The organism is Ruegeria sp. J8, assembly GCF_056531925.1.
The window spans coordinates 155758-179977 of sequence record NZ_JBQFMR010000007.1 but is presented as its reverse complement, the minus strand read 5'-3'; the positions used below and the strand labels follow the sequence as shown (position 1 = coordinate 179977).

Genomic DNA, 24220 nt, shown 5'->3' with positions numbered 1-24220 from the left:
CCTTGTAAGCCGTCGTCGCTCGGCGCACAAATCCTTCAACTCGCACAACAACTCGGAGAAAGCACGTGACCCAGACCAAGATAGCCGTCATCGGCGGATCAGGCATCTACGACATTGACGGGTTGGAAAATGCAGAATGGATCACTGTCGAGACGCCCTGGGGAGACCCTTCAGACCAGATCCTGACCGGGTCATTGGACGGTGTTGCAATGGCGTTCCTGCCCCGCCATGGGCGCGGCCACGTGCACTCTCCGACCGAGGTACCCTATCGCGCCAATATCGACGCGTTGAAACGGCTGGGTGTCACCGATGTGATCTCGGTCTCTGCCTGCGGGTCGTTTCGCGATCATATGGCACCGGGGGACTTCGTGATCGTAGATCAGTTCATCGACCGGACCTTTGCGCGCGAGAAAAGCTTTTTCGGCACCGGTTGCGTGGCGCATGTCAGCGTGGCCCATCCAACCTGCCCGCGCCTGTCGGATGCGTGTGAAACCGCAGGCAAGGCCGCCGGGATCAATATCCACCGCGGTGGCACCTATCTGGCGATGGAAGGCCCGCAATTCTCATCGCTGGCGGAATCCAAAATGTACCGCGAACACTGGGGCTGTGACGTGATCGGCATGACCAACATGCCTGAGGCCAAGCTCGCCCGCGAGGCCGAGCTGTGCTACGCCTCAATCGCGATGGTCACGGATTACGACAGTTGGCACCCTGACCACGGCGAGGTTGACGTCACCGCCATTATCGCCACCCTGACCGGCAACGCGGAAAAAGGCAGGGCCCTGGTCAAAGGGTTGCCCGTGCTTTTGGGGGCAGACCGTGCCCCCTGCCCGCATGGATGTGACCGTGCGTTGGAATACGCCATTCTGACAGCACCGGAAAAACGTGACCCGGCCCTGCTGGCCAAACTGGATGCGGTGGCCGGGCGGATCCTTTGACCGCTAATTGATCAGCGCCTGTTGTACTTGATCCCATAGGCCGTGGGACCAGAGGTCGTTATGCATACCGTCGGGAATGATGAAAAGCTGCGCGTTGTCTCCGGCCATTTCGGCCAGAGACTGCCCGTGGTGGACCGGGATGGTCGTGTCCGCCGTGCCGTGGAAGATCAGCGTTGGCACGCTGACTTGATCAATCAGGTCGCGGGTTGCGAATTGGTCCTTCATAAGGGCTGAGACCGGCAGGAACGGATAACGTTCAGCTGCGACATCGACCGTTGCGGTGAACGGTGCCTCCAACACCAACAGGCGTGCATCAGGGCGCTGCGCGGCCACGGCGGCGGCAACGCCGGTCCCAAGGCTTTGCCCATGCAGAACGACCGTGTGACCCGCTGCAGCAAGGCGGTCATACATCTGGATCCCATCGCCGATCAGCGCCGGTTCAGAGGGCGTGCCCTCACTACCCGGAAAGCCGCGATAGCTGGGGGCGAACAGGCCGAAACCACTGTTGAGGATTTCACGCATCCGATCTGCGCGATCCCCCAGGCTGCCGGATTGACCATGGAAAAACAGCACTGTAGGCGCGCCTTCTGTGGCCGGAGGAGCCGTCCAAACAGCCAGCTGGGTACCATCGGCCATGGGCAGTGAAAGCACCTCGACATCCGCCAGACCGACCGTAGCCGGCGCAGGTAGCGTCTCGCCCGGTTTGAACAACAGCGATTGTTGGTTGGCGTACATATACCCAAGGATCGCGGCATAGACAGCAGCACAGATCGCAACCAACAAGATCAGCGCCCTTTTGAGCCGCGCGCTTGTGAGTACATGCCCCGTGTTGTGCGGATGATCCGTTTGCACCTGTGCCATAGGCCTCCTCCCGGTTGAAATCTGCCTGTTCATAGACTGGGAACCCTGCCCTGTGTTTCAAGGCGCGACCGCGCGGTTTAATGCAATCTTCAGACTGTTGCGGAAATACCGCCCTGTGCGCGGGTTGGATAGGGTCAAGGTTGAAAACAAGCGCAGCCGCTCGCGATTTGTTTACAGGGTGCAGCCGCACTTGCGCCACAAAGACCCAGCAGAACCGCAGGCGACAACTATGAGGACAAGCATGAAACGGTTAGAGGCACTGGACGCAGCCCGGTTTTTGGCGTTCTGCGGTATGGTGTTGGTTAATTTCCGGATCGCGGCGCAGGTTGCGCCAGATGGCGGCTGGGCGACGGCTCTGGTCGATGCGCTGGAGGGGCGTGCAGCGGCCTTGTTCGTGATCCTGGCCGGGATCGGCGTCAGCCTGTCACACATCGCGGCCCCTCTGCTGCTGCGGCGTGCTTTGTTCCTTTTTGGATTGGGGCTGATCAACATGAACGTGTTTGACGCCGACATCCTGCATTTCTACGCATTGTATTTTGTGGTCGGCGCAGCGTTTTTGACCGCCTCGGCGCGAAGCCTTTGGTTGGGCGCTCTGGGTATCGTCGGATTGGCTGTACTGGCCAATCTGACCTTCGACTACAGCAATGGATGGAACTGGGCGACCCTGACGTATTACGACCTCTGGACCTTACCCGGTTTTCTGCGCAACGCGGTCTTCAACGGCTGGCATCCGGTTTTGCCATGGGCTGCGTTCCTGCTGATTGGCATGGCAATTGGGCGGTCAGAACTCCACACGATCTGTATCCAACACCGCCTGATCATGTGGGGGTTCGGCGCAGCCGTGCTTGCAATGTTTCCTTCGATGCTGGTCAAGGACCCTGACCTGGTCGCCTACCTCGGCACCGAATCCATTCCGCCCGGACCATTCTATATCCTCGCCGGAACCGGATCGGCCTGCGTGGTGATCGGGCTGCTGCTGAAACTGTGGCCAAAGCTCAAACGCTTGGGCGCCGCATCAGCTTTGACAGCGCCGGGGCGGATCAGCCTGACACTGTATGTCGCGCATATCCTGATCGGTATGGGCGCGCTAGAGGAAGCAGATCTGCTGGACGGCTCTCTCTCCCCCGCTCAGATTGTCTTCTATGCGCTGGGCTTTTGCATACTGTCTTCACTGGCGGGCCTGCTTTGGTCGCGTTGGTTCACGCGTGGACCGCTTGAGGGCCTGATGCGTCGCATGACGCAGCCACGTGCGGCTTGACCTTCTCGGTATCGCAGGGCTTTCTGGCGGTACTATTCTGACAGGAGCCCCCATGTCCCTTGATCTCTGGCTGGCCTTTGTGGCTGCCTCGACTGCACTGTTGCTGATCCCCGGACCGACCGTCCTGCTGGTGCTAAGTTATGCTCTGTCGAAAGGACGCAGCGTTGCCGTGGCCTCGGCCACTGGCGTTGCCGTTGGAGATCTGATCGCCATGACCGCGTCTTTGCTGGGCTTAGGCGCACTGGTGCTGGCCTCCGCCACCTTGTTTTCGGTCCTGAAATGGGTGGGGGCAGCCTATCTGATCTGGCTTGGCATCAAATTGCTGCGCAGCGCCCCATCCGGTGGGTTGAGCACCGTCGAGACCAGCCGGGACGTCACTGCCCGCAGCGTGTTCGGTCACGCAGCAGCCGTGACGGCGCTTAACCCGAAATCCATTGCCTTTTTCATTGCGTTCGTGCCGCAATTCCTGCGCCCCTCGGACCCTCTGGGCCCGCAATTCATCATCCTGATCGCCACATTCGTCGGACTCGCTTGGCTGAACGCGCTAGCCTATGCGCTGCTGGCAGATCGGCTGCGGGTGATGATCGGACGAGCGGGCGTGATCACTGCCATGACCCGGTTCGGAGGGCTGGCCCTGATCGGAATGGGTGTCGCGACTGCGGTTTTGCGCCGTCCAGCCTAGTCTTCGGCGTTTTCCTTCATGAAGCCGCGTATGAACCGCCGAATTTCGCGGGCGGCCGAAGTGTCCAACTCTTTGCACAGTTCGACAAAAGCGTCCCGCTCATCCTTGTCCAGACGCAGGACCAACTGACTGTTTTTCTTGGTAGAACCCTTACCGTCTTTCTTGGCCACGCTGCACATCCCTGACAAAGTCTTGATTCTTCCCGAGATGCATTGTATATACATCGCATAGAAATTGTAGTTATCGAGCACCTAACAATAAATAAGGAATATGGCAATGAACCTTCATGCTGCTCAGGCATTTCTTTTGCAAGACCAGCGCAACTGGCGCAAACCTCACCTAGCTTGGCTGCCCTCGGCGCTGTATCGCTATAAAAGCTTCCCGACCATTCTTGCGGGACGTCATAAATAAACACTCTCAATCAATCCTTGCATGACCGACCCCAATGGGCCAAACAGCCCAGCGTGTTTTGACGCCAAAGGGGTCCTACCATGTCCAGAAACAAAACGGTCAAGGATTACATCCGAACCATCGTCGATTTCCCCCATGAAGGGATCATGTTCCGGGACGTGACAACGCTGTTCGCCGACCCGCGCGGGTTTCGCATGGCGATTGATCAGATGCTGCACCCTTATGCAGGCGAGCGGATTGACAAGGTTGTGGGACTTGAGGCCCGCGGCTTCATTCTGGGCGGCGCGATTGCCCACCAACTGAGTGTCGGGTTCGTCCCGATCCGCAAAAAGGGCAAGCTACCCGGCACGACGATCAGCCAAGACTACAAGCTGGAATATGGTGAGGCTATCGTTGAGATCCACGACGACGCGATCCAGCCCGGCGAAAAAATCCTGGTGGTCGATGATCTGCTGGCCACCGGGGGCACAGCTGCCGCCGGGATCAAACTGATCGAGAGATTGGGCGGTGAGATCATCTCTTGCGCGTTCATCATCGACCTACCCGACCTTGGCGGTCGCAAATTGCTGGAGGAGATGGACATGGATGTGCATGTCCTGTGCGAATTCGAAGGTCTCTGACTGCAAACTGATCACAAAGCTGTGAGTTGAAAATTCGTTCTACGCTGGCTTAGCGCAGAGTTTGGCGGCTTCAAGTCAAAGTCATCAACATATTCAGTGATCCTGTTTTGAATAGCGCGCGTACCCCTGTTGATGCCACCAAGGGCATCCCAACAAGGGAACCTTTTATCATGTTTCGCAAATTCGCAATTGCCGGCGTGTCCGGCGCCCTGATCGCCACCGCTGCTTTAGCCGGAGCCAAGAAAGACATTGTGGATACCGCTGTCGGCGCGGGCAGCTTTGAGACTCTGGTCGCTGCTGTTCAGGCCGCCGAGTTGGTGGATACTTTGAAAGGTGAAGGTCCATTTACGGTCTTCGCCCCGACTGACGAAGCCTTCGCAGCCCTGCCTGAAGGGACCGTTGAGTCTCTGCTCAAGCCCGAAAACAAAGATCAACTGGTCGCTGTTCTGACCTATCACGTGGTACCGGGCAAAGTGATGTCGGGTGATCTGTCCGACGATATGAAGGCTGCGACCGTGCAAGGCGGCGACGTGACAATCGATCTGGACAACGGCGTGATGGTAAATGACGCCTCAGTCGTTCAGGCCGATATCGAAACGACGAATGGCGTGATCCACGTTATCGACAAAGTGATCCTGCCATCCTCGTAAAACGGCGCGCGGCTCGGGGGTACCCGGGCCGCACTTATACCGACAAAACAGCCCCGGGGTTCATGATCCCCTTGGGATCAAGCACAGACTTGATCGCCCGCATTGCAGCCAGCTTGGCCGGATCGCCGTAGCGTTCCAGATCATCTGTCTTCAGCCGTCCAATCCCATGCTCTGCGCTGACCGATCCACCGAACTTGTGCACAAGATCGTGGATGGCACGCTTGATCAGGGCCCGCTGCACATCGAAATCAGAGCGATTACGCCCTGCCGGGGGAAACACGTTGTAGTGAAGATTACCGTCCCCCAGATGACCGAAACAGTTGATGCGAAACGGCCCCAACGTGGCAACAACCTCTGCCCCCTGTCGGATAAACGCGGGGATTTCCGAGATCGGCACTGAGATATCATGGCTCGAAACTGAGCCGATCAGCCGGTTCGCCTCGGGGATTCGCTCGCGCACAGCCCAAAGATCAGCCCGCTGCGCCTCGCTTTGCGCGATCACGGCATCCCGGACCAAACCCCTTGCCTCAGACGCTGAATAGAGCGTCTCAAGTGCCTCCTGAGGTGCGATATCGCCGAACAACCCAATCTCGATCAATACGGACCATTCCGGCGGGGATGCAAATGGCTGACGTACATCCGGCAGCACCTCGGACAGAAAGTGCAGCCCCTGCCTGTGGATCAGTTCGAACGTGCTGACACCGTCCCCCAGCTGATCCCGCGCCAGGGCCAACAAATCAATGGCAGCTTCGGGCGACGGGACCTGCACCATCGCCGTTCCAACCCCAGCAGGACACGGCGACAGCTTAAGCGATGCCGCGGTGATGATCCCCAACGTTCCCTCAGACCCGATCAGCAAATTGCGCAGGTCATAACCGGTATTGTCCTTGCGCAACCGGCTGAGCCCATGCCAGATCTCCCCATTGGGCAGAACCGCCTCAAGCCCCAGGCAAAGATCGCGTGCATTGCCATAGCGCAGGACGTTGACCCCACCCGCATTGGTCGCAAGGTTGCCGCCAATCCGGCACGACCCTTCCGCGGCCAGAGACAGAGGAAACAAGCGGATTGCTTGCCGGGCAACCGCTTGAATATCAGCCAGAACGGCTCCGGCCTCGGCAATCAGAATATTCTCGGTCGGATAAACCGCGCGGATAGCTGTCATCCGCTCCAACGAGATCAACAGCGGCGCAGGCCCATCAGGCATCACCTGCCCACCGACCAGCCCGGTTCCGCCCCCATAAGGCACAACCGGTATCGACGCCGCAGACGCCAACCGTATCAGCGCCGCGACCTCTTCCGTTCGACGCGGGGCCGCGACAAGACCGACCTGTCCTGAAAATCTGCGGCGCGGCTCCTCTGCATATCGCAGCTCGGGAACACGTAAAACGTCATCGCCCAGAGAGTCGCGGATGGATTGAGCAAAGGTTTGGTTAGCAGGATTCAGTCTCATAGGCATTCCTTGACCAACTCCGCCGGACCCGGCAAGCCCTATTCAAGCTCGATCAGATATTGAGGCTCCAGCACCACCACCGTCGGCCGATCCGGCAATGTGCGCAGCGACACAGTCAATTCCGAGATACCATCCCGCTCAACCGGGAACTCATCCCGGATATCGACCAGAAACCGGTCCAGCGAAAAGCCCGAAAACCAATGCATCGGAATAATGACCGAGCTTTTCAACCGCTTCAGCACCTCAATCATCTCGGGCAGAGGCATGGTCGTGCCCCCATCTACCGCGGCCATGACCACGTCCAGCCGCCCCAAGGCTGCGAATTGTTCGTCCGACGGGACATGATGCAAATGCCCCAGATGGCCAATGCACAGCCCCTCGATTTCGAAAACAAAGATAGAGTTTCCGCGCTCCTCAACCCCGCCATAGACCGAACGAATGTCGGTCGAGACATTGCGCACCAGCATCTCACCCAAATCCAGATGATGCTCGATCCCCTGCCCGAACTCCCCCCAACCGGGCAAGACATGCGGAATCGCCGGGTCGGGATGCGCCGTCCAATGGGTGCTATGAGCATGGTTCATCGTGACCACATCCGGGATCAGATCGGCACTGCCAATAAACCCTGTGAAATCCGTCACCGCATTCAACCCGCCCCGCGTCTGAATCAGAAACGAGGCATGGGCGACATAGCTGATCCGCACCGAAAACTGCGGCACCGGGTCCGTCCAGGCGGCTTTGTGAACATACTCAATTCCAGGTGCGGCATCCGCAATGGCAATACAATGGCTTGGCCGCCGCTCCTGCGCCGCAGCCCCACCCGAAATCACCAACAATATCGCAACCACCCAGCGCATAACCCGATACTAGCGCAGATGCGCCGCAAGTCATGCCCCTTGTTCTTCTGTTCAAAAATACCTCGGGGGAGGCGCGGCTTGCCGCGACGGGGGCAGAGCCCCCTAGCCCGCGTCGGTCCTGCCGCGACGGTCCGACCGCAGGCACGCATACAGAACATGCGTCCGCCAACGTCCATTGATCTGCAAATAGGATTGCGCCACGCCCTCATATTTGAAGGCTGACCGCTCCAGCAACCCGCGCGAGGGCTTGTTTTCGGGCAAACACGCCGCCTCGATCCGGCTCAGATCCAAGCGCGTAAAGGCATGATGCACAACTGCCCCGATCGCCTCGCGCATATAGCCGTTCCGCGCATAGGCCTGCCCGGTCCAATACCCCAGCGTTCCCGCCTGCGCAGGACCCCGCCGAATATTGTCCAGCGTGATCGCGCCGACCAGCCGGTCATCCTCGCGCCGGAACAGAAACAGCGGTATCGCCGTCCCGCTCGCGACCGAGCGCTGCGCCCAATAAACCCGGTTGGTAAAAGACTTGCGGCTTAGGTGGTCCTTGGCCCAGATCGGCTCCCACGGAGTGAGAAACTCTTTTGAGGCCCGCCGCAGCGCCGCCCAGTCGTTGAAATCGGAATGCACCGGCGGGCGCAGGCTGAGGCGCGCTGTCTCAAGTTTCAGCTTGCGTCGGCCCAGAAGCATCACGCCGCGCGCCTCTCCTGCAATTCCGCCAATGTGGGCGCGCCCGAGACCGGACCATACAGCGCCAGCGCCGCCGGGGCCTGTATCGCCATGGTTTCGGCAAAGGCACGCACGTCCTCGGTGCTGACCGCATCAATCTTGGCCACGGTATCTTCAAGCGAGGGCACCCGGCCCCAAATCTGCACCAACCGCGCCAGACGCTCAGCCCGGTTCGAGGGGCTTTCAAGCCCCATCAGCATTCCGGCCTTCATCTGCGCACGCGCACGGGCGACCTCTTCGGGGCTCATATCTTCGGCAGCGCGCTTCATCTCGTCGATTGTGATCGTCGCCAGCTCGCCTATCTGATCGGCTGACGTACCTGCATAGATCGTGGTCGTTCCGGTATCCGCATAGGCCCCGGTTTGCGCAAAGATCGTATAGCAGAGCCCGCGTGTCTCGCGCACCTCCTGGAACAAGCGCGATGACATACCCCCACCCAAAGCGGTCGAGTAAATCTGCGCGGTATAGATCGCATCATCACGGTAGCCGGGGCTTTCCAACGCCAGCGCAAAATGCGCCTGTTCTAGCTCTTTCTCCTGTCGCGCTTCGCCGCCGGTGAACTTCGCGGCTTCTGCAATCAACCCCTTGCGCGGTTGCAGATGGCCAAACATCTCTTCGGCCATTTTCATCAGCGCGTCATGATCCACGGCGCCAGCCGCAGATAGGATCATCTGCTCAGGGCCATAGTGTTCAGCCACGAAACCCGACAAGTCCTCGCGCGAAAACGCGCTGACCCGTTCGGACGGTCCCAGAATGGTACGGCCCAGAGGTTGGTCGTGATAGCTCTGCTCTTGCAGCCAATCGAAAATCACGTCGTCGGGCGTGTCATAAGCCTGACCGATCTCTTGCAGGATCACGCCGCGCTCGACCTCGATCTCGCGCGGGTCGAAGATGGGGTTCAGAACGATGTCGCCGATCACGTCCATCGCCAGCGCTACGTCATCTTGCAGAACACGCGCATAATAGGCCGTCACCTCGCGCGAGGTGTAGGCGTTGATATAGCCGCCCACATCCTCGATCGCCTCGGCGATTTGCAAAGCCGAACGTCGCTCGGTTCCCTTGAACGCCATATGCTCAAGGAAATGCGCAATGCCGTTCTGTTCGATCCGCTCGTTCCGCGCACCCGCGGTCACCCAGATGCCGATGGCCGCAGATTGCAGCCCCGGCATGTTCTCACTGACGATCCGAAATCCGTTCTTCAGCTGGTCTTGTCTGACAGTCACTCGGCGATATGCCCTTTGATATGATCCTCGAGGGCACCCAGATCATTGGCAATCCGTGTCACCCGTTCCGGACGTTCATACAGATCAGACATGCGGGATGGAAGAGGCGGATGTTCCCCGCTTGCCTTCTCGACCGCTGCCGGGAATTTCGCCGGGTGGGCGGTGGCCAGAGTGATCATCGGAACCGCCACTGCGCGTTGTTCTTCGGCGACCTTAATTCCAACGGCAGTGTGCGGGCAGACCAGTTCGGCACTGTGGGCCAGCGTGTGTTTGATTGTCGTCAGCGTTTCATCCTCGGACACACGTCCCGAGTCGAAGCTTTCGCGCAGGGCCTCCATCGCGCCCTGACTGACGTTGAAACCCCCGCGTTTCAACTCATCCATCAACTGCGCCACGGCGCTGCCATCCTCGCCATATGCGTAGTAAAGCGCCCGTTCAAAGTTCGAGCTGACCTGAATGTCCATCGACGGGCTGATCGACGGGATAGTGTCGCCCTTGAAATACCCCTCGCCCGACAGGCAGCGATGCAGGATGTCGTTCTGGTTGGTCGCCACAACCAGACGATCAATGGGCAGCCCCATGCGTTTGGCCAGATAGCCCGCGAAGATATCGCCAAAATTGCCGGTGGGCACGGTAAAGCTGACCTTGCGATGCGGTGCCCCCACACTGACAGCCGCCGAGAAGTAATACACGATCTGCGCCAGCACCCGCGCAAAGTTGATCGAGTTCACCCCGGCCAGCTTCACCCCGTCGCGGAAATCGAAATCGTTGAACATATCTTTCAGCGCGGCCTGACAATCGTCAAAATCGCCATCCACGGCCAGCGCATGCACGTTGCTGTCGGCGGGCGTCGTCATCTGACGGCGCTGCACCTCAGAGACACGACCATGGGGGAACAGAATGAACACATCCACCGCGTCCAGCCCCCGGAACGCCTCAATCGCGGCCGAGCCTGTATCGCCACTGGTCGCCCCCACGATGGTCACACGATCATTGCGCCGCTTCAGCGCAACCTGGAACAGCTGGCCGATCAGCTGCATGGCAAAGTCCTTGAAGGCCAGCGTAGGGCCATGGAACAGTTCCAGCAGGAAGTGGTTCTCGTTCAGCTGCTTCAAGGGCGCGCGGGCGTCATGGCCGAAGCCTTCGTAAGCACGGGTGATGATGTCCTTGAACTCTTGCTCGGTGAACGAGCCGCTGACATAGGGCCACATCACACGGAACGCGATCTCTTCATAGGGCAGACCGGCCAGAGCGGCGATCTCATTATGGCTCATCACCGGAATCTCAGCGGGCAGGTACAAACCGCCATCGCGGGCAAGGCCGGTCAGCATCGCCTCTTCAAAGGTCAGTTCCGGCGCTTGGCCACGGGTCGAGATATATTTCATTGCTCTTCACTCTGTGCAGGGGCGCGGTTGCGCCACAGGAAATAACCGGTCATTGCGGCCCAGACCAGAGCCAGACCAAACCATGTGATTGCATATTGTAGGTGATCGTTTGGAATTCCCGCTGTATCGACCGGCAGAGGCGTGATGCCGGGGTCGGTTTCCGACCGCGCGATCAGCAGGATCGGTTCGGCTCCAAGCACGGCGGCCAGATTGGGCACATCGCGGGCAAACCAGATGTTGTCGTCAATATCGGGTTCGGGCGTGTAGCTGTCGATCTCATCCGGCCAATGCAGGTTGCCGGTTACGGTCATTGGCCCGGTCAGTCGCTCGACCAGTTTCGCCGTGGTGGGCACAAAGCCGCGATCCACCAAAATAGTCCGATCCTCGGTGCTGAACGACTGGATGATCCGATAGCCCGCCCCGACCTGCTTGACCGAGACCAGAACGTGGATCTCCCACGGCTCCATATCGCCCGAGATTGTCACCGGCAGGTATTTGTCGGTGTCTTCGGAAACGCTCGGCGGCAGGTCCACAGGATCTGCTGCTATGCGCGAGTCGATCTCGGCCAGAACGCCTTCTTTCCAGGCCAAACGCTGCACCTGCCAGACGCCCAGCGACAGCAGCACGCCCAGACCGGCAAGCCCGAAGATCAGCAGGAACAAAATGCGGCGCATAGTCAGGTGAAACCTTGTTACAGAAACCGGCGTCTTGTTAAGGGCAGCGTAATCCCGATTGCAACCACGCAATTGTATGGGGCGCAATCTTGCGCCCCCGATCGAGAAAAAGCCGCCCCTCGGGGCGGCTTTTGCAATTTACCTATCTGAGCGGATCAGAACAGCGGAGCCTGACCCCAGATATAAACGGCAAAGAAAAGGAACAGCCAGACGACGTCCACAAAGTGCCAGTACCAAGCGGCGGCCTCAAATCCCACGTGTTTTTCAGGTGTGAAATCGCCCTTCAGTGCTCGGATCAGGCAGACACTCAAGAAGATCGTCCCGATGATCACATGCGCGCCGTGGAAACCGGTTGCCATGAAGAAGTTCGAATAGAACTGGTCGCCACCGAATTCCCAGCCTTCATGCGCCAGCAGCTCATAATACTCGAACGCCTGCAAGCCGGTGAACGCAATACCCAGCACAATACCGATAGCCAGACCCTGCACCAACGCCTTGCGGTCGTTGTTGTGAACCAGAGCGTGGTGCGCCCATGTGATCGCACAACCCGACAGCAACAGGACCAAGGTGTTGATCAGCGGCAGGTGGAACGGGTCAACCGCATGGATATCGGGCTGGATGTACTCGGTTCCGGCATAGTCGTACATCGGATACATGCGATGTTTGAAGAACGACCAGAACCAGGCAAAAAAGAACATCACTTCGGACATCACGAACAGGATGAAGCCATAGCGCAGGCCGATGCGCACCACCGGCGTGTGGTCGCCCGCGCGGCTTTCGGCCACCACTTCGGACCACCAAGCGAACATGGTGTATAGAACGGCAACCAGACCCATCCAGAACATGAACGACGTGACGCCGTGCATCCACAGGACGGCTCCGAACAGCATCACAAAGCCGCCAACGGCGCCGATCAGCGGCCAGATCGACGGGGCCAGAATGTGATAATCGTGGTTTTTAGCGTGTGCCATCAGCGTCCCTCACCTAAAGGCATTAGTTCGTGTTTGTATCAGCCTGCGCATCAAGGGCGGCATAGCCCTCGGGCAGGTCAATTTCGTAGAATGTATACGACAGCGTGATCGTATGCACATATTTCGCTTCCAGATCCTCGACCATCTCAGGATCGACGAAAAAGCTTACCGGCATCTGAACCCGCTCGCCGGGCTGCAGGACCTGTTCTTCAAAGCAGAAACAGGCGATTTTCTGGAAATAGCCGCCGGCCGAATAGGGCGCGACATTGTAGGATGCCTGCCCCGCAATTGGTCGGTCCGTCGGGTTATAAGCCTCGTAAAAGGCCAACCCGTTCTCACCGATGCGTACTTCCATCTCACGTTCGACCGGTTTGAACTCCCACGCCATGTCCTTGGCCTTTGACGCGTCGAAGCGGACGGTGACGGTGCGGTCGAGAATATCCTCGGGCGCGGCTTCAGCCACACCTGTGGTGCCGCCAAACCCGGTGACGCGGCAGAACCAGTCATAAAACGGCACCGCAGCCCAGGCGAGGCTGCCCATCAGCACCACGACGCCCACAGTTTGAACAACCGTCTTTTGAGGACCAGACAGCGCCATCAGTTCTGTACCTCTTGCTTCGCCATGTTGAAATCGGTGCCCGAGACTTTGACGATCGTCAGACCGAAAATTATCACGATGAACGCCGCCAGCGTCAGGCCTACGCCCAGATTGCGACTAAAACGACGTTCGTGCAGTTCGTGGCTTTTGCGCAGGCTCATGACCAGCCTCCCAGCCCATAGGGTTTCAGCAACGCTTCGACCAGAATCGCGCCGAAGTGCAGGAAAAGGTACAGCAGGGACAGTTTGAAGAACGACCGCTCGACCTTGAAATTATCTGCTTCCGAGTCGTCCTCGGTCCGGCGCGCAATTGCCCATGCACCGCGCAGGAACAAGGCGTTCATCACTATAGCGACGGTCAGATAGACCGGACCACCAATGCCCGAGAATGCCGTTCCAACAGCCAGCAGCGCCAGAAGGCCCGTGTAAACCAGGATATGCCTGCGCGTCGCGCGGCGGCCATGAGTCACGGTCAGCATCGGCACGCCTGCGTCGTCATAGTCCGAGCGCATGAACAGCGCCAACGCCCAGAAATGCGGCGGGGTCCACATGAAGGTCAGGGTGAACATCAGCCAAGGCTCAATCGACATCGTGCCCGTGGCCGCGACCCACCCGATTACCGGCGGGAAGGCCCCTGCCGCGCCACCGATCACAATGTTCTGAGGCGTCGAGCGTTTCAGCCACATCGTGTAGACGACGACGTAGAAGAAGATGGTGAACGCCAGAAACGCACCAGCAAACCAGTTGGTCGCCAGCCCCAGCATGATCACCGACAGGCCCGACAGCGCCAATCCCAACGACAGCGCTTCGCCTTCCTGCACTTTACCCGCCGGAATCGGTCGACCCTTGGTGCGTTTCATCACCCGATCAATATCCGCATCCCACCACATGTTCAGCGCGCCAGACGCGCCGCCGCCGATGGCGATGAAAAGAATGGCACAGAACCCGACAAAAGGATGCACCGGCACCGGTGCTGCCAGCAGACCCACCAAGGCCGTGAACACGACTAGTGTCATCACGCGCGGCTTCAGCAGGGCGAAATAATCGCCAAAGCTGGCCTCATCCGCGTGCGCCGAGGCGGTCACTTGGCTGGCATTGATGCTTGCGTCGCTCATGTCCGGTCCTTTGGGGGCAAAAGCTGCGCGATCCCCGCGCAGCCCACTTGTTAAAACCTAGGCCGCAAAGGGCTTAGTTCGAGGCAACCTGATAGGAGTCAGGCTGACCTGCATACTCTTCCAGAGCACCCTGCAGCCATTCCTCATAAGCTTCTTCGCTGACCACTTTGACGGTGATCGGCATATAGGCATGGTCCTTGCCACACAGTTCCGAACACTGTCCGAAGTACACACCTTCCTTGTCGGCCTGGAACCACAGCTCGGCCAGACGACCGGGCACACCGTCCTGCTTCACGCCAAAGGACGGGATGGTCCACGAATGAATCACGTCGGACGCGGTGACCTGCATAACGATGACCTTGCCCACGGGCACGACAACAGCGGTGTCGGTGGCCAGCAGCCACTCATCATCGCTGTAACCGGCATCTGCCAGCTTGGCGCGCATTGCATCATCCAGAACAAACGGGGTCACATCGGCATCCGCCGGGCGTGCACCTTCGTCCAGCGTGGCCGGATGGCCCAGCAGGTAGCTGTCGAATGCAAAGTCGTGGTCGACGTATTCATAGGTCCAGTACCATTGGTTGCCGACAACCTTGATCACCACGTCGCCTTCGGGAATTTCCTGCTGTTTGAACAGAACCGGCAGCGAGAATGCACCGATAAAGACCAGAATCAGGATCGGGCCCAGCGTCCACGCGATCTCAACCGGGGTATAGTGCGAGAACCGCGCAGGTTCAGGGTTCGAGCGTTCATTGTAGCGCACGATGCAATAGATCAGCAGACCAGCCACGAACAGACAGATCGCGGTGATGATCACCAGAATCATCCCGTCCAGCCGCTGAATTCCGGTGGCCAGCTCGGTCACGGCGGGCTGGAAGCCCATACCACCATCAACCGGTTTGCCAATAATCTCAAGCTCCTGAGCCATGGCCGGAAGGCTGGAGAGGGCTGTCATAAAGCCCGAAAGCATCAAAGCATTCTTCATGTTCTGTCCTGATCGTTTGATCTTTGCGTCCCTGGCGAAAAGGTGTGAATCGGTCGCACCTCTCCCGTTGTCTTTAGCCGCGTTAAAAACCATATTCCTGCGGGTAGATAAAGCAAAATGCTTGCGTCAAACAGACGCTATTTTTGATCTGGATCAAACCCGAAAGGTCCCAAGTGATGCCCAACGACCCGTTTCGCCCGTTTGAAAGCGTTCTTCCACAGGACGAAGCCCTTGCGGTCCTTCAATCTGCCACCGCCGGGGCCGAGGACGGAGAGCTGTTTGTCGAGCGTCGCAAATCCGAAGCGTTGGTCTTTGATGACGGTCGGCTAAAGACTGCGTCTTATGACGCGTCCGAAGGGTTCGGCCTGCGGGCGGTGCAAGGCGAAGTGGCTGGGTACGCGCATTCCACCGATGTTTCGATCGGCGCTTTGAAACGAGCCGCCGAAACCGCGCGTTTGGCGGTTGGGGATGGCGGAGGAACGCTGGCGGACGCTCCGCGCGCTACGAACAAGCGGCTTTATACGGATGAGGACCCAATAGAATCCGCCAGTTTTCCGGTCAAAATCGAAACCCTGCGCGAGATCGATGCCTTTGCCCGCGATCTGGACCCTCGGGTCGTACAAGTCAGCGCAACCATCGCTGCCGCTGTGCAGGAGGTTGAGATTCTCCGCCCCGATGGCGTGCTGGTACGCGATGTGCGACCGATGACGCGGCTGAACATCTCGGTGATTGTCGAGCAGAACGGTCGCCGCGAAAGCGGCTCGGCCGGAGGGGGCGGTCGTGTTGGGTTGGACGGGCTGATCGACCCGGCAGACTGGCAGGACAAGGCGCGAGAGGCATTGAGGATCGCGCTGGTCAACCTCGACGCCATCGCCGCCCCGGCCGGTGTGATGGAGGTCGCGCTTGGCCCTGGCTGGCCCGGCATTCTGCTGCACGAGGCCATCGGTCATGGGTTGGAGGGTGACTTCAACCGCAAGGGCAGTTCCGCCTTTGCCGGGCTCATGGGGCAGCGAATCGCATCCAAAGGCGTGACCGTGGTAGATGATGGCACGATCCCGGATCGGCGCGGCTCGATCTCGGTCGATGATGAGGGCACGCCCAGTTCGCGCACGGTTTTGATCGAGGATGGCATCCTGACCGGCTACATGCAGGATCGCCAGAACGCGCGTCTAATGGGGGTTGCCCCAACCGGGAATGGCCGTCGTCAAAGCTATGCTCACAAGCCAATGCCCCGCATGACCAACACTGTCATGCTGGGCGGGGACGCCGATCCTGCGTCTTTGGTCGCCGACATCAAGGACGGTATCTGGGCGGTCGGGTTTGGCGGTGGTCAGGTGGACATCACCAATGGCAAATTCGTCTTCTCGTGCACCGAGGCTTACCGTGTCGAAAACGGCAAAATCGGCGCACCGGTGAAAGGGGCCACGTTGATTGGCGATGGCCCGTCCGCGCTGAACCGTATTCGTGGCGTTGGCAATGACATGGCGCTGGATCCCGGCATGGGCACCTGCGGCAAGGACGGTCAATGGGTGCCCGTTGGCGTTGGCCAACCTACCGTTCTGATGGACGGCCTGACCGTGGGCGGATCGGCGGCCTAAGTTAGAATCGTGGCTCATCTGTTGGGGCGCAGGGTTAACACTGCGCCTCAAATCCTACGCATAGATTTGGGCAATACCTGGTTGACCCTATTGTTGCGAAAAAATATTTTCGATATTTTTCAATACACTAGCCATTGTCACGAGATCAAATCGCAAAAATACCGGAAAAATTTGAGAGGATTCAGAAGCTGTTAACCCCTACAGTCGTAAACCAGTTCTGCAATCAGGCGGAGCAACGGATGACCGAAGAGCAGCTTTCTTCCTATCACCCCACACTCCCACCCACCACGGAAGAGGATCGGTTTTCCTGGCTTCGTCTGTTGCGCTCTCGCAAGGTTGGTCCGGCAACGTTTCGTCGGCTGCTGCGGGAACATGGCTCAGCGCAGAATGCGCTGGCCGCGCTGCCCGAAATGGCACGCGCAGCCGGTATTGAAGGGTATGAAACGTGCCCGCCCGGCGTGATTGAGGCGGAACTCAAGGCCGCAAAAGCTGCCAAAGCGCAGCTTTTGTGCCTTGGGTCCGCCGATTTTCCTGACGCTTTGAACGATCTTAACGATGCCCCGCCGATGCTGTGGGCCATCGGCGACGTGTCGATCATTCACCACCCTAGGGTGGCGATGGTTGGCGCGCGCAATTGCTCGTCACTCGGCGCGCGGATGGCGCGGGGGCTGGCGACGGATCTTGGCAAACAGGGACATGTCATCGTCTCGGGCCTGGCACGCGGGATCGACACCGCAGCGCATATGGCCGCGTTGGACACAGGTACTGTTGCTGTGATGGCCGGTGGCGTAGATGTGATCTATCCCGCCGAGAATACTGATCTCGCTCATAAAATCGCCGAATCCGGGTTGCGTGTATCGGAACAGCCCATGGGCGTGACACCGCAAGCCCGGCATTTTCCGCGCCGCAACCGGATCATATCGGGGCTGGCGCAGGCGGTTGTCGTGGTCGAGGCCGCCGCCAAATCCGGCAGCCTGATCACTGCGCGGGATGCACTGGATCAGGGACGTGAAGTTCTGGCCGTTCCCGGCCATCCCTTTGATGCCCGCGCCGCAGGATGCAACCTGTTGATCCGCGACGGGGCGACTTTGGTGCGTTCGGCAGAAGACGTGATCGAAGCCCTGCCCCAGCACGACCTGTTCACAGCTACTCGATCGCAGGAAACCTCAACAATCACAAAGCCCACCCCGCCTGCCACGTTGCACCAGGCGATTCTGACCCGCCTCGGTCCCTCACCAATTGCCGAGGATCAGTTGATCCGTGACATCGCCGCCTCCGCTGGCGAAATCGGCCCTGCACTTGTGGATCTTGAGCTGGAAGGGCGTATCCAACGTCAACCGGGCGGGTTGCTGTCTCTTTCGGCTTAAAGGCCTGATTTTCGCCTGTATCGCTTTGAAATCACCTCTAAATTCCAATGAGCAAAGGAACGCATTGACAATTCGCTCTTGCCCTACACATTTTGCACCATCATAGAAGGCGCCAAATTCGTCGAGCGAGGTTTTCCCCTAAATGCCTGTAGTTGTTGTAGAATCCCCTGCCAAGGCCAAAACGATCAACAAATACCTTGGCCCCGACTACACGGTTCTGGCGTCTTATGGCCATGTGCGCGACCTGCCACCCAAGGACGGATCGGTCGATCCCGAACATGAATTCGAGATGAAATGGGAAGTCGGCACCGACAGCCGCAAGCATGTCAAAGCCATCGCCGACGCCTTGAAAGAAGACAACGCCCTCATCCTCGCCACTGACCCCGACCGCGAGGGCGAGGCGATCAGCTGGCACCTGCAAGAGGCGCTGACCAAGCGCCGCTCGATCAAGAAGGACACGCCCGTCAGCCGCGTGACCTTCAACGCCATCACCAAGGACGCCGTGACCGAGGCGATGCAGAACCCACGTCAGGTCGATATGCCTCTCGTAGAAGCCTATCTGGCCCGCCGCGCGCTGGACTATCTGGTGGGGTTCAACTTGTCCCCAGTCCTGTGGCGCAAGCTGCCCGGGGCGAAGTCGGCAGGCCGCGTGCAATCGGTCTGTCTGCGCCTGATCGTCGAGCGCGAGATGGAGATAGAGGCATTCAAGCCGGTCGAATACTGGTCGGTCAAAGCGCTGTTCGAGACCCCGCGCGGCCAAACTTATGAGGCGCGTCTGGTCACTCTGGCTGGAAACAAGCTGGATAAGCACGACCTGAAAAACGCCACGCAGGCAGAACTGGCTGTGCAGGCGATCACCAGCCGCGCACTCAGCGTTACCTCCGTCGAGGCGAAGCCTGCGGCGCGCAACCCGTCGGCCCCGTTCATGACCTCGACCCTGCAGCAGGAGGCCAGCCGCAAGTTCGGCATGGGCGCGCGCCATGCAATGCAGGTGGCGCAGCGACTGTATGAGGCGGGCTACATCACCTATATGCGGACCGACGGTATCGACATGGCCCCCGAGGCCGTGGCCGCCACTCGCGATGCCATCTCTGACCGCTATGGCAAGGAATACGTGCCGGACAGCCCGCGCATCTACAAGAACAAGGCCAAAAACGCGCAGGAGGCCCACGAGTGTATCCGTCCCACGGATATGTCGCGCGATGCCAGCGACCTGAAGGTCACGGATGAGGATCAGCGCAAGCTGTATGACCTGATCTGGAAGCGCACGATTGCCTGTCAGATGGCCGCGGCACGGCTGGAACGCACCACGGTCGAGATCGGCAGCGATGACGGCCAAGTCGGTTTGCGTGCCACCGGTCAGGTGGTCATGTTCGACGGCTTCATGCGCGTCTATGAAGAAGGCCGCGACGACGTTGCCGATGACGACGATAAACGCCTGCCGCAGATCATGCAGGGCGATCCGGCGCGGTTCGCCAAGACCTCGCTTAAGGATCAGTTCTCGAAAGCCGAGGACAAGGCCGCAGTTCTGTCCGACAATGAGGCCGTTCTGGCCCTGCAACACCATACCCAACCACCCCCACGCTATACCGAGGCCACGCTGGTCAAACGCATGGAAGAGCTAGGGATCGGGCGTCCATCAACCTATGCCTCGATCGTGACCACGATTCAGGACCGCGAATATGTGCGCAAGGATAAGAACCGGCTGATCCCCGAAGAAAAAGGCCGGATTGTCACGATCTTTTTGCTGAATTTCTTCCGGCAGTACGTGGGCTATGAATTCACCGCCAATCTGGAAGGCGAGTTGGACGATGTCAGCGCGGGCGACCGCGACTACAAAGACCTGTTGGGTAAATTCTGGCGCGATTTCTCGGCCGCGATTGGGGAGACGTCCGAGCTGCGGATTTCCGAAGTACTGGACAAGTTGGATGAAGCGCTGGCACCCCAGCTGTATCCGCCGCGCGAAGACGGCTCCGACCCCCGCGTTTGCCCGAAATGCGGCTTGGGGCAACTGCACTTGAAAACCTCGCGCACCGGCGGGTTTGTCGGCTGCGGCAACTACCCCGAATGCACCTATACCCGCCCCATCGCGGGCGAAGGGGCTGAGGGCGATGAACGTCTGCTGGGCGAAGATGCGGGCGATGAGATTTGGCTGAAATCCGGCCGGTTCGGGCCTTACGTCCAGCGCGGCGAGCCAACGCCCGAGAACAAGAAACCCCCGCGTGCATCCCTCCCCCGTGGATGGAGCAAGGATGACATGGATCTGGACAGGGCGCTGACGCTGCTGTCCTTGCCCCGCCAGATCGGCGAACACCCCGAGGGCGGCATGATCAGCACGAATTTCGGACGGTTCGGGCCCTATATCATGCACCAGATGCCGGAAGAGGCGAAGCCCGTCTATGCCAACCTCAAAGACCCCAATGACGTCTTTGAAATCGGCATGAACCGCGCGGTCGAGATGTTGGCCGAAAAGCGCGCCAATCCGGGCCGTGGACGCCGGGCGGCGGCAAAACCGCTTAAGGAGTTGGGCGATCACCCCGATGGCGGCGCGATGCAGGTGTTGGACGGACGCTATGGGCCATATGTGAAGTGGGAAAAGGTCAACGCGACCATCCCCAAGGATATCAAGCCCGAGGACGTGACGCAGGAAATGGCCATCGAACTGGTCAACGAACGCGCTGCCAAGAAAGGCACCAAAAAGAAAGCTGCCCCCAAGAAGAAAGCCGCAGCGAAGAAGACGGCCAAAAAGGCGGCCTCATAGGTAGAAATACCACCACCCTGTTGGATTCGTTGACTTCCCCGTGACGTGGCGGCACAACCTGCCCATCACCATGTCATTGGGGGAGTTTTTTCATGAAAAAAGTCTATGCAAACGCGGCCGAGGCGCTGGACGGGCTGCTGCATGACGACATGTTCATCGCTGCAGGCGGATTTGGCCTCTGCGGTATTCCGGAACTGTTGCTTGAGGCCATCAAGGAGGCACGTACGCAGAACCTGACCTTTGCGTCGAACAACGCAGGCGTCGACGATTTCGGCATCGGCATTCTGTTGCAGACCAAGCAGGTCAAGAAGATGATCAGCTCGTATGTTGGCGAAAACGCCGAATTCATGCGTCAGTACCTGGCCGGCGAACTCGAGCTAGAGTTCAACCCGCAAGGTACTCTTGCCGAACGTATGCGCGCCGGTGGCGCAGGTATCCCCGGTTTCTATACCAAGACCGGAGTTGGCACCGTGATCGCCGAAGGTAAAGAGCACAAGGACTTCAACGGCGAGACTTACATAATGGAGGAAGGCATTTTTGCCGACCTCGCGATCGTCAAAGCGTGGAAGGCCGACGACACCGGCAATCTGGTGTTCCGTAAGACTGCCCGGAACTTCAACGTGCCCGCTGCGACCTGCGGCAAGGTCTGCGTGGCCGAGGTTGAGGAAATCGTGCCTCGTGGCTCGCTGGACCCCGACGCGATCCACCTGCCCGGCATCTATGTGCATCGCATTATTCAAGGCAGCCACGAAAAGCGCATCGAACAGCGCACCACCCGCAAGAAGGAGGACGCATAATGCCCTGGGACCGCAATCAAATGGCCGCCCGCGCAGCGCAAGAGTTGGAAGACGGCATGTATGTGAACCTCGGCATCGGTATTCCGACGCTGGTGGCGAATTATGTGGGCGACAAGGACATCACTCTGCAATCCGAGAACGGAATGCTGGGCATGGGCCCCTTCCCTTTCGAGGGCGAGGAAGACCCCGACCTGATCAACGCGGGCAAGCAAACGATTACCGAGCTATCTCGTACGTCCTATTTCGACAGTGCCACGTCCTTTGGCATGATCCGGGGCGGCAAGATCGCCGCCGCTGTTCTGGGCGCGATGGAAGTCGATGAAGAAGGCGATCTGGCCAACTGGATGATCCCCGGCGTGCTGGTCAAAGGCATGGGCGGTGCGATGGATCTGGTGGCCGGTGTGGGCCGCGTGATCGTAGTGATGGATCACACCAACAAGCACGGCAAATCAAAGTTGCTGAAGAAATGCACCCTGCCTTTAACAGGCAAAAAAGTGGTGAACCGCATCATCACCAATCTGGGTGTGTTGGACGTGGTCGACGGCGGCCTCAAGATCGTCGAGATCGCCGAGGGCGTGACCGAGGACGAGATTCGTGCCGCCACCGAGTCCAATATCGTCAACTGAGTATCCAATGAAAAGGCCCGCTGGTTCAAGCGGGCCTATTTCAATTCAGCGTCTGAAACACGCAGCCGTCGGAAATGAATTGGGGTGGCGTGGAACAAAGCGCGCGGGCCACCTGAAACGCCGCTAGCACCTTGGGCACATAGTCCCGAGTCTCGGAAAACGGTGGCACCCCGGCATGTTTGCGCACCGACCCCTCGCCTGCGTTGTAGCCCGCCAGCACCAGAATCGGGTCGTTGTCGAACTCGTTCATCAGCCAGTCCAGATATTTCACACCACCCGAGATGTTCTGGCCGGGGTGAAAACTGTCCTCGACGCCAAAGCGCCTGGCCGTGGCAGGCATAAGCTGCATCAACCCCTGTGCACCTGCTGAACTGACCGCGTCAGACCGGCCAGCCGATTCCACCGAGATCACAGCCAAAACCAATGCTGGGGACACATTAGTGCCCACGGTCTGCCGCAGGATCTCAATCCCTTGCTGCTGTGCAATGGTCTGAAGGGTCTGCAGCCGAGGGGAGGCCACGTTGATTGCGATCAGCGCATTCATCGCATCTTCCAACCGGCCAGCCCGGGCCTGCGCCAATTCAGGAGATATCTTGTCCCAGAAGGCTTTGTAGGACCCAACCGGTTTGTCCGACCCGCCCGGCAAGGCCGGAGGTGCGACGCGGGTACGAGCGATTACCTCCGGCACCTCAATCTCTGCCCCGGTACTGGGCGCGGACGGAGCCGCCGCATGTTCCTGAGGTGTTATCTGCACGGTCACGCGTGGGCGCGTCCCCGGCTTTGGCGCTTTGACACGTTTATAGACACCTCTTGGCTCTTGCGTCTGCGCAAGCGCTTGAACAGGAGCCAATATCGTCGCAACCGCCAAGCTGACGCTCAGCATTACATTCCGGAGATTCATTTTGCCCGCCTCACGGATTTCTTTTGGCTGATATGAACCCGGAATCGACGGCTAAGGCCATAAAAACAACGTGAATTGGGGCAGATTCGCCTCATTTGCCGCAATTTTGCATCGCAGATTTCACATCCTCGAGCAAAAGAGAATATTTTAATTGTTTATTCTCAGTGACTTACCGTGAAAGCTATCAAAAAGTTAAACTTAAGCGAAAAAATTTGGGGTTTGGCCCAATTCCTGCCACGCCTGCCCGTCAAACATAATGCCATACCGAGACGGTCGGGAGCGGACTGAGAGAGAAAGCTCTGGAAGACGCCGAGGTTTACTTAACTATTTTGATCCTTAGGAGGGACGTAACATGATCAAGTTCATCAAGAACTTCTGCAAAGACGAAGACGGCGCCGTAACAGTTGACTGGGTCGTTCTGACCGCAGCTATCGTTGGCCTGGCCGCAGTTGCTTACACTCAGATCGGCGACGGCACCGCGACTGTTTCGCGCAACGTCGGTACCGCACTTGGCACGGTTGATACTCCGTCCGACATCAACACTTCGTTTGGTACTACTCCGTAATACCACTCCTGTTGAAAACAAATTCGGTGGGGTCATGCTTAGTTAGGCTTGGCCCCATTTTTTTTAAGCGTCCTTGCCATGGTGCCACATGCTAAAAAGACTTAAACAGTTTTTGGATTGCGAAAATGGAGCAGTCACGGTCGACTGGGTTGTTTTGACCGCCGCGATTGTTGGATTCGCTTCTTTCATCGGCCTTTACATA

26 protein-coding genes are annotated in these 24220 nt (G+C 58.8%); 12 read left to right on the top strand and 14 right to left on the bottom strand.

What is annotated here, in order from left to right; genetic code table 11:
* Nucleotides 1-65 precede the first annotated feature (65 nt).
* The gene (locus tag ACR0L1_RS15890; protein ID WP_170770009.1) at nt 66-938 is read left to right on the top strand and encodes an S-methyl-5'-thioadenosine phosphorylase; all 873 of its coding nucleotides are present in this window, start codon (nt 66-68) and stop codon (nt 936-938) included.
* Between the two features lie 3 nt (nt 939-941).
* Here ACR0L1_RS15890 and ACR0L1_RS15885 read toward each other — a convergent pair whose 3' ends face one another.
* A complete protein-coding gene (locus tag ACR0L1_RS15885; RefSeq protein WP_480859786.1) occupies nt 942-1799 on the bottom strand; it encodes an alpha/beta hydrolase in 858 nt (285 codons plus the stop codon).
* A gap of 241 nt (nt 1800-2040) precedes the next feature.
* On the opposite strand from ACR0L1_RS15885, the gene ACR0L1_RS15880 reads away from it, so the two are divergent.
* On the top strand, nt 2041-3057 hold the full coding sequence (locus ACR0L1_RS15880) for a DUF418 domain-containing protein (RefSeq protein WP_480859784.1): 1017 nt from the start codon (nt 2041-2043) through the stop codon (nt 3055-3057).
* Between the two features lie 52 nt (nt 3058-3109).
* Entirely contained in the window at nt 3110-3739 is a 630-nt protein-coding gene (locus tag ACR0L1_RS15875) for a LysE family translocator (RefSeq protein WP_170770006.1), read from the top strand.
* Here ACR0L1_RS15875 and ACR0L1_RS15870 read toward each other — a convergent pair.
* Complete coding sequence (locus ACR0L1_RS15870) at nt 3736-3918, bottom strand: hypothetical protein (protein ID WP_170770005.1); 183 nt, start codon at nt 3916-3918, stop codon at nt 3736-3738. The genes ACR0L1_RS15875 and ACR0L1_RS15870 overlap by 4 nt on opposite strands.
* Before the next feature lie 97 nt (nt 3919-4015).
* On the opposite strand from ACR0L1_RS15870, the gene ACR0L1_RS15865 reads away from it, so the two are divergent.
* The 3 genes from ACR0L1_RS15865 to ACR0L1_RS15855 all read left to right on the top strand — a co-directional run bounded on the left by ACR0L1_RS15865 (nt 4016) and on the right by ACR0L1_RS15855 (nt 5420).
* Entirely contained in the window at nt 4016-4150 is a 135-nt protein-coding gene (locus ACR0L1_RS15865; protein ID WP_480502776.1) for a hypothetical protein, read from the top strand.
* 80 nt (nt 4151-4230) lie between these two features.
* Nucleotides 4231-4770 carry an adenine phosphoribosyltransferase gene (locus ACR0L1_RS15860; protein WP_170770004.1) on the top strand — a complete coding sequence of 180 codons (540 nt, stop codon included), beginning with the start codon at nt 4231-4233 and terminating at the stop codon, nt 4768-4770.
* Nucleotides 4771-4940: 170 nt separating this feature from the next.
* Nucleotides 4941-5420 (top strand): fasciclin domain-containing protein, encoded by a 480-nt coding sequence (locus ACR0L1_RS15855; protein ID WP_170770003.1) that lies wholly within the window; start codon nt 4941-4943, stop codon nt 5418-5420.
* 34 nt (nt 5421-5454) lie between these two features.
* On the opposite strand, the gene ACR0L1_RS15850 is transcribed toward ACR0L1_RS15855, so the two are convergent.
* The 11 genes from ACR0L1_RS15850 to coxB all read right to left on the bottom strand — a co-directional run bounded on the left by ACR0L1_RS15850 (nt 5455) and on the right by coxB (nt 15403).
* On the bottom strand, nt 5455-6870 hold the full coding sequence (locus ACR0L1_RS15850; protein ID WP_480859782.1) for an FAD-binding oxidoreductase: 1416 nt from the start codon (nt 6868-6870) through the stop codon (nt 5455-5457).
* A 38-nt stretch (nt 6871-6908) separates the two neighbouring features.
* The gene (locus tag ACR0L1_RS15845) at nt 6909-7727 is read right to left on the bottom strand and encodes an MBL fold metallo-hydrolase (protein ID WP_480859780.1); all 819 of its coding nucleotides are present in this window, start codon (nt 7725-7727) and stop codon (nt 6909-6911) included.
* Nucleotides 7728-7829: 102 nt separating this feature from the next.
* Nucleotides 7830-8414: a GNAT family N-acetyltransferase gene (locus tag ACR0L1_RS15840; RefSeq protein WP_170770610.1), complete on the bottom strand. Its 585-nt coding sequence runs from the start codon at nt 8412-8414 to the stop codon at nt 7830-7832.
* Nucleotides 8414-9676 (bottom strand): M16 family metallopeptidase, encoded by a 1263-nt coding sequence (locus tag ACR0L1_RS15835; RefSeq protein ID WP_170790401.1) that lies wholly within the window; start codon nt 9674-9676, stop codon nt 8414-8416. Before ACR0L1_RS15835 ends, ACR0L1_RS15840 begins: the two co-directional genes overlap by 1 nt.
* Complete coding sequence (gene thrC / locus ACR0L1_RS15830) at nt 9673-11061, bottom strand: threonine synthase (protein WP_170790400.1); 1389 nt, start codon at nt 11059-11061, stop codon at nt 9673-9675. Before thrC ends, ACR0L1_RS15835 begins: the two co-directional genes overlap by 4 nt.
* Nucleotides 11058-11735 carry an SURF1 family protein gene (locus tag ACR0L1_RS15825; RefSeq protein WP_480859779.1) on the bottom strand — a complete coding sequence of 226 codons (678 nt, stop codon included), beginning with the start codon at nt 11733-11735 and terminating at the stop codon, nt 11058-11060. The genes thrC and ACR0L1_RS15825 overlap by 4 nt, the downstream gene beginning before the upstream one ends.
* A gap of 155 nt (nt 11736-11890) precedes the next feature.
* On the bottom strand, nt 11891-12706 hold the full coding sequence (locus ACR0L1_RS15820) for a cytochrome c oxidase subunit 3 (RefSeq protein ID WP_170769997.1): 816 nt from the start codon (nt 12704-12706) through the stop codon (nt 11891-11893).
* A gap of 22 nt (nt 12707-12728) precedes the next feature.
* Nucleotides 12729-13304: a cytochrome c oxidase assembly protein gene (locus ACR0L1_RS15815; protein WP_170782862.1), complete on the bottom strand. Its 576-nt coding sequence runs from the start codon at nt 13302-13304 to the stop codon at nt 12729-12731.
* Nucleotides 13304-13465, bottom strand: coding sequence for a hypothetical protein (locus ACR0L1_RS15810; protein ID WP_170769995.1), 162 nt, complete (start codon nt 13463-13465; stop codon nt 13304-13306). Before ACR0L1_RS15810 ends, ACR0L1_RS15815 begins: the two co-directional genes overlap by 1 nt.
* Nucleotides 13462-14418: a heme o synthase gene (gene cyoE / locus ACR0L1_RS15805; protein ID WP_170769994.1), complete on the bottom strand. Its 957-nt coding sequence runs from the start codon at nt 14416-14418 to the stop codon at nt 13462-13464. The genes ACR0L1_RS15810 and cyoE overlap by 4 nt, the downstream gene beginning before the upstream one ends.
* A 73-nt stretch (nt 14419-14491) precedes the next feature.
* Nucleotides 14492-15403: a cytochrome c oxidase subunit II gene (gene coxB / locus ACR0L1_RS15800; RefSeq protein ID WP_480859776.1), complete on the bottom strand. Its 912-nt coding sequence runs from the start codon at nt 15401-15403 to the stop codon at nt 14492-14494.
* A 176-nt stretch (nt 15404-15579) separates the two neighbouring features.
* Here coxB and tldD point away from each other — a divergent pair, with 176 nt between their 5' ends.
* From tldD to ACR0L1_RS15775, 5 genes are all read left to right on the top strand, one after another.
* A complete protein-coding gene (gene tldD, locus ACR0L1_RS15795; protein WP_480859774.1) occupies nt 15580-17001 on the top strand; it encodes a metalloprotease TldD in 1422 nt (473 codons plus the stop codon).
* A gap of 239 nt (nt 17002-17240) precedes the next feature.
* The gene (gene dprA, locus ACR0L1_RS15790) at nt 17241-18368 is read left to right on the top strand and encodes a DNA-processing protein DprA (RefSeq protein WP_480859772.1); all 1128 of its coding nucleotides are present in this window, start codon (nt 17241-17243) and stop codon (nt 18366-18368) included.
* A gap of 142 nt (nt 18369-18510) precedes the next feature.
* Nucleotides 18511-21129 (top strand): type I DNA topoisomerase, encoded by a 2619-nt coding sequence (gene topA / locus ACR0L1_RS15785; RefSeq protein ID WP_480859770.1) that lies wholly within the window; start codon nt 18511-18513, stop codon nt 21127-21129.
* Nucleotides 21130-21221: 92 nt separating this feature from the next.
* Nucleotides 21222-21926, top strand: a complete 705-nt coding sequence (locus tag ACR0L1_RS15780) for a CoA transferase subunit A (RefSeq protein ID WP_480859768.1) — start codon at nt 21222-21224, stop codon at nt 21924-21926.
* Entirely contained in the window at nt 21926-22552 is a 627-nt protein-coding gene (locus ACR0L1_RS15775) for a CoA transferase subunit B (RefSeq protein WP_480502782.1), read from the top strand. The genes ACR0L1_RS15780 and ACR0L1_RS15775 overlap by 1 nt, the downstream gene beginning before the upstream one ends.
* A 40-nt stretch (nt 22553-22592) precedes the next feature.
* Here ACR0L1_RS15775 and ACR0L1_RS15770 read toward each other — a convergent pair whose 3' ends face one another.
* Entirely contained in the window at nt 22593-23453 is an 861-nt protein-coding gene (locus tag ACR0L1_RS15770) for a lytic transglycosylase domain-containing protein (RefSeq protein ID WP_170782871.1), read from the bottom strand.
* Nucleotides 23454-23805: 352 nt separating this feature from the next.
* On the opposite strand from ACR0L1_RS15770, the gene ACR0L1_RS15765 reads away from it, so the two are divergent.
* Nucleotides 23806-24018 (top strand): Flp family type IVb pilin, encoded by a 213-nt coding sequence (locus tag ACR0L1_RS15765; protein WP_170769986.1) that lies wholly within the window; start codon nt 23806-23808, stop codon nt 24016-24018.
* Nucleotides 24019-24220 lie beyond the last annotated feature (202 nt).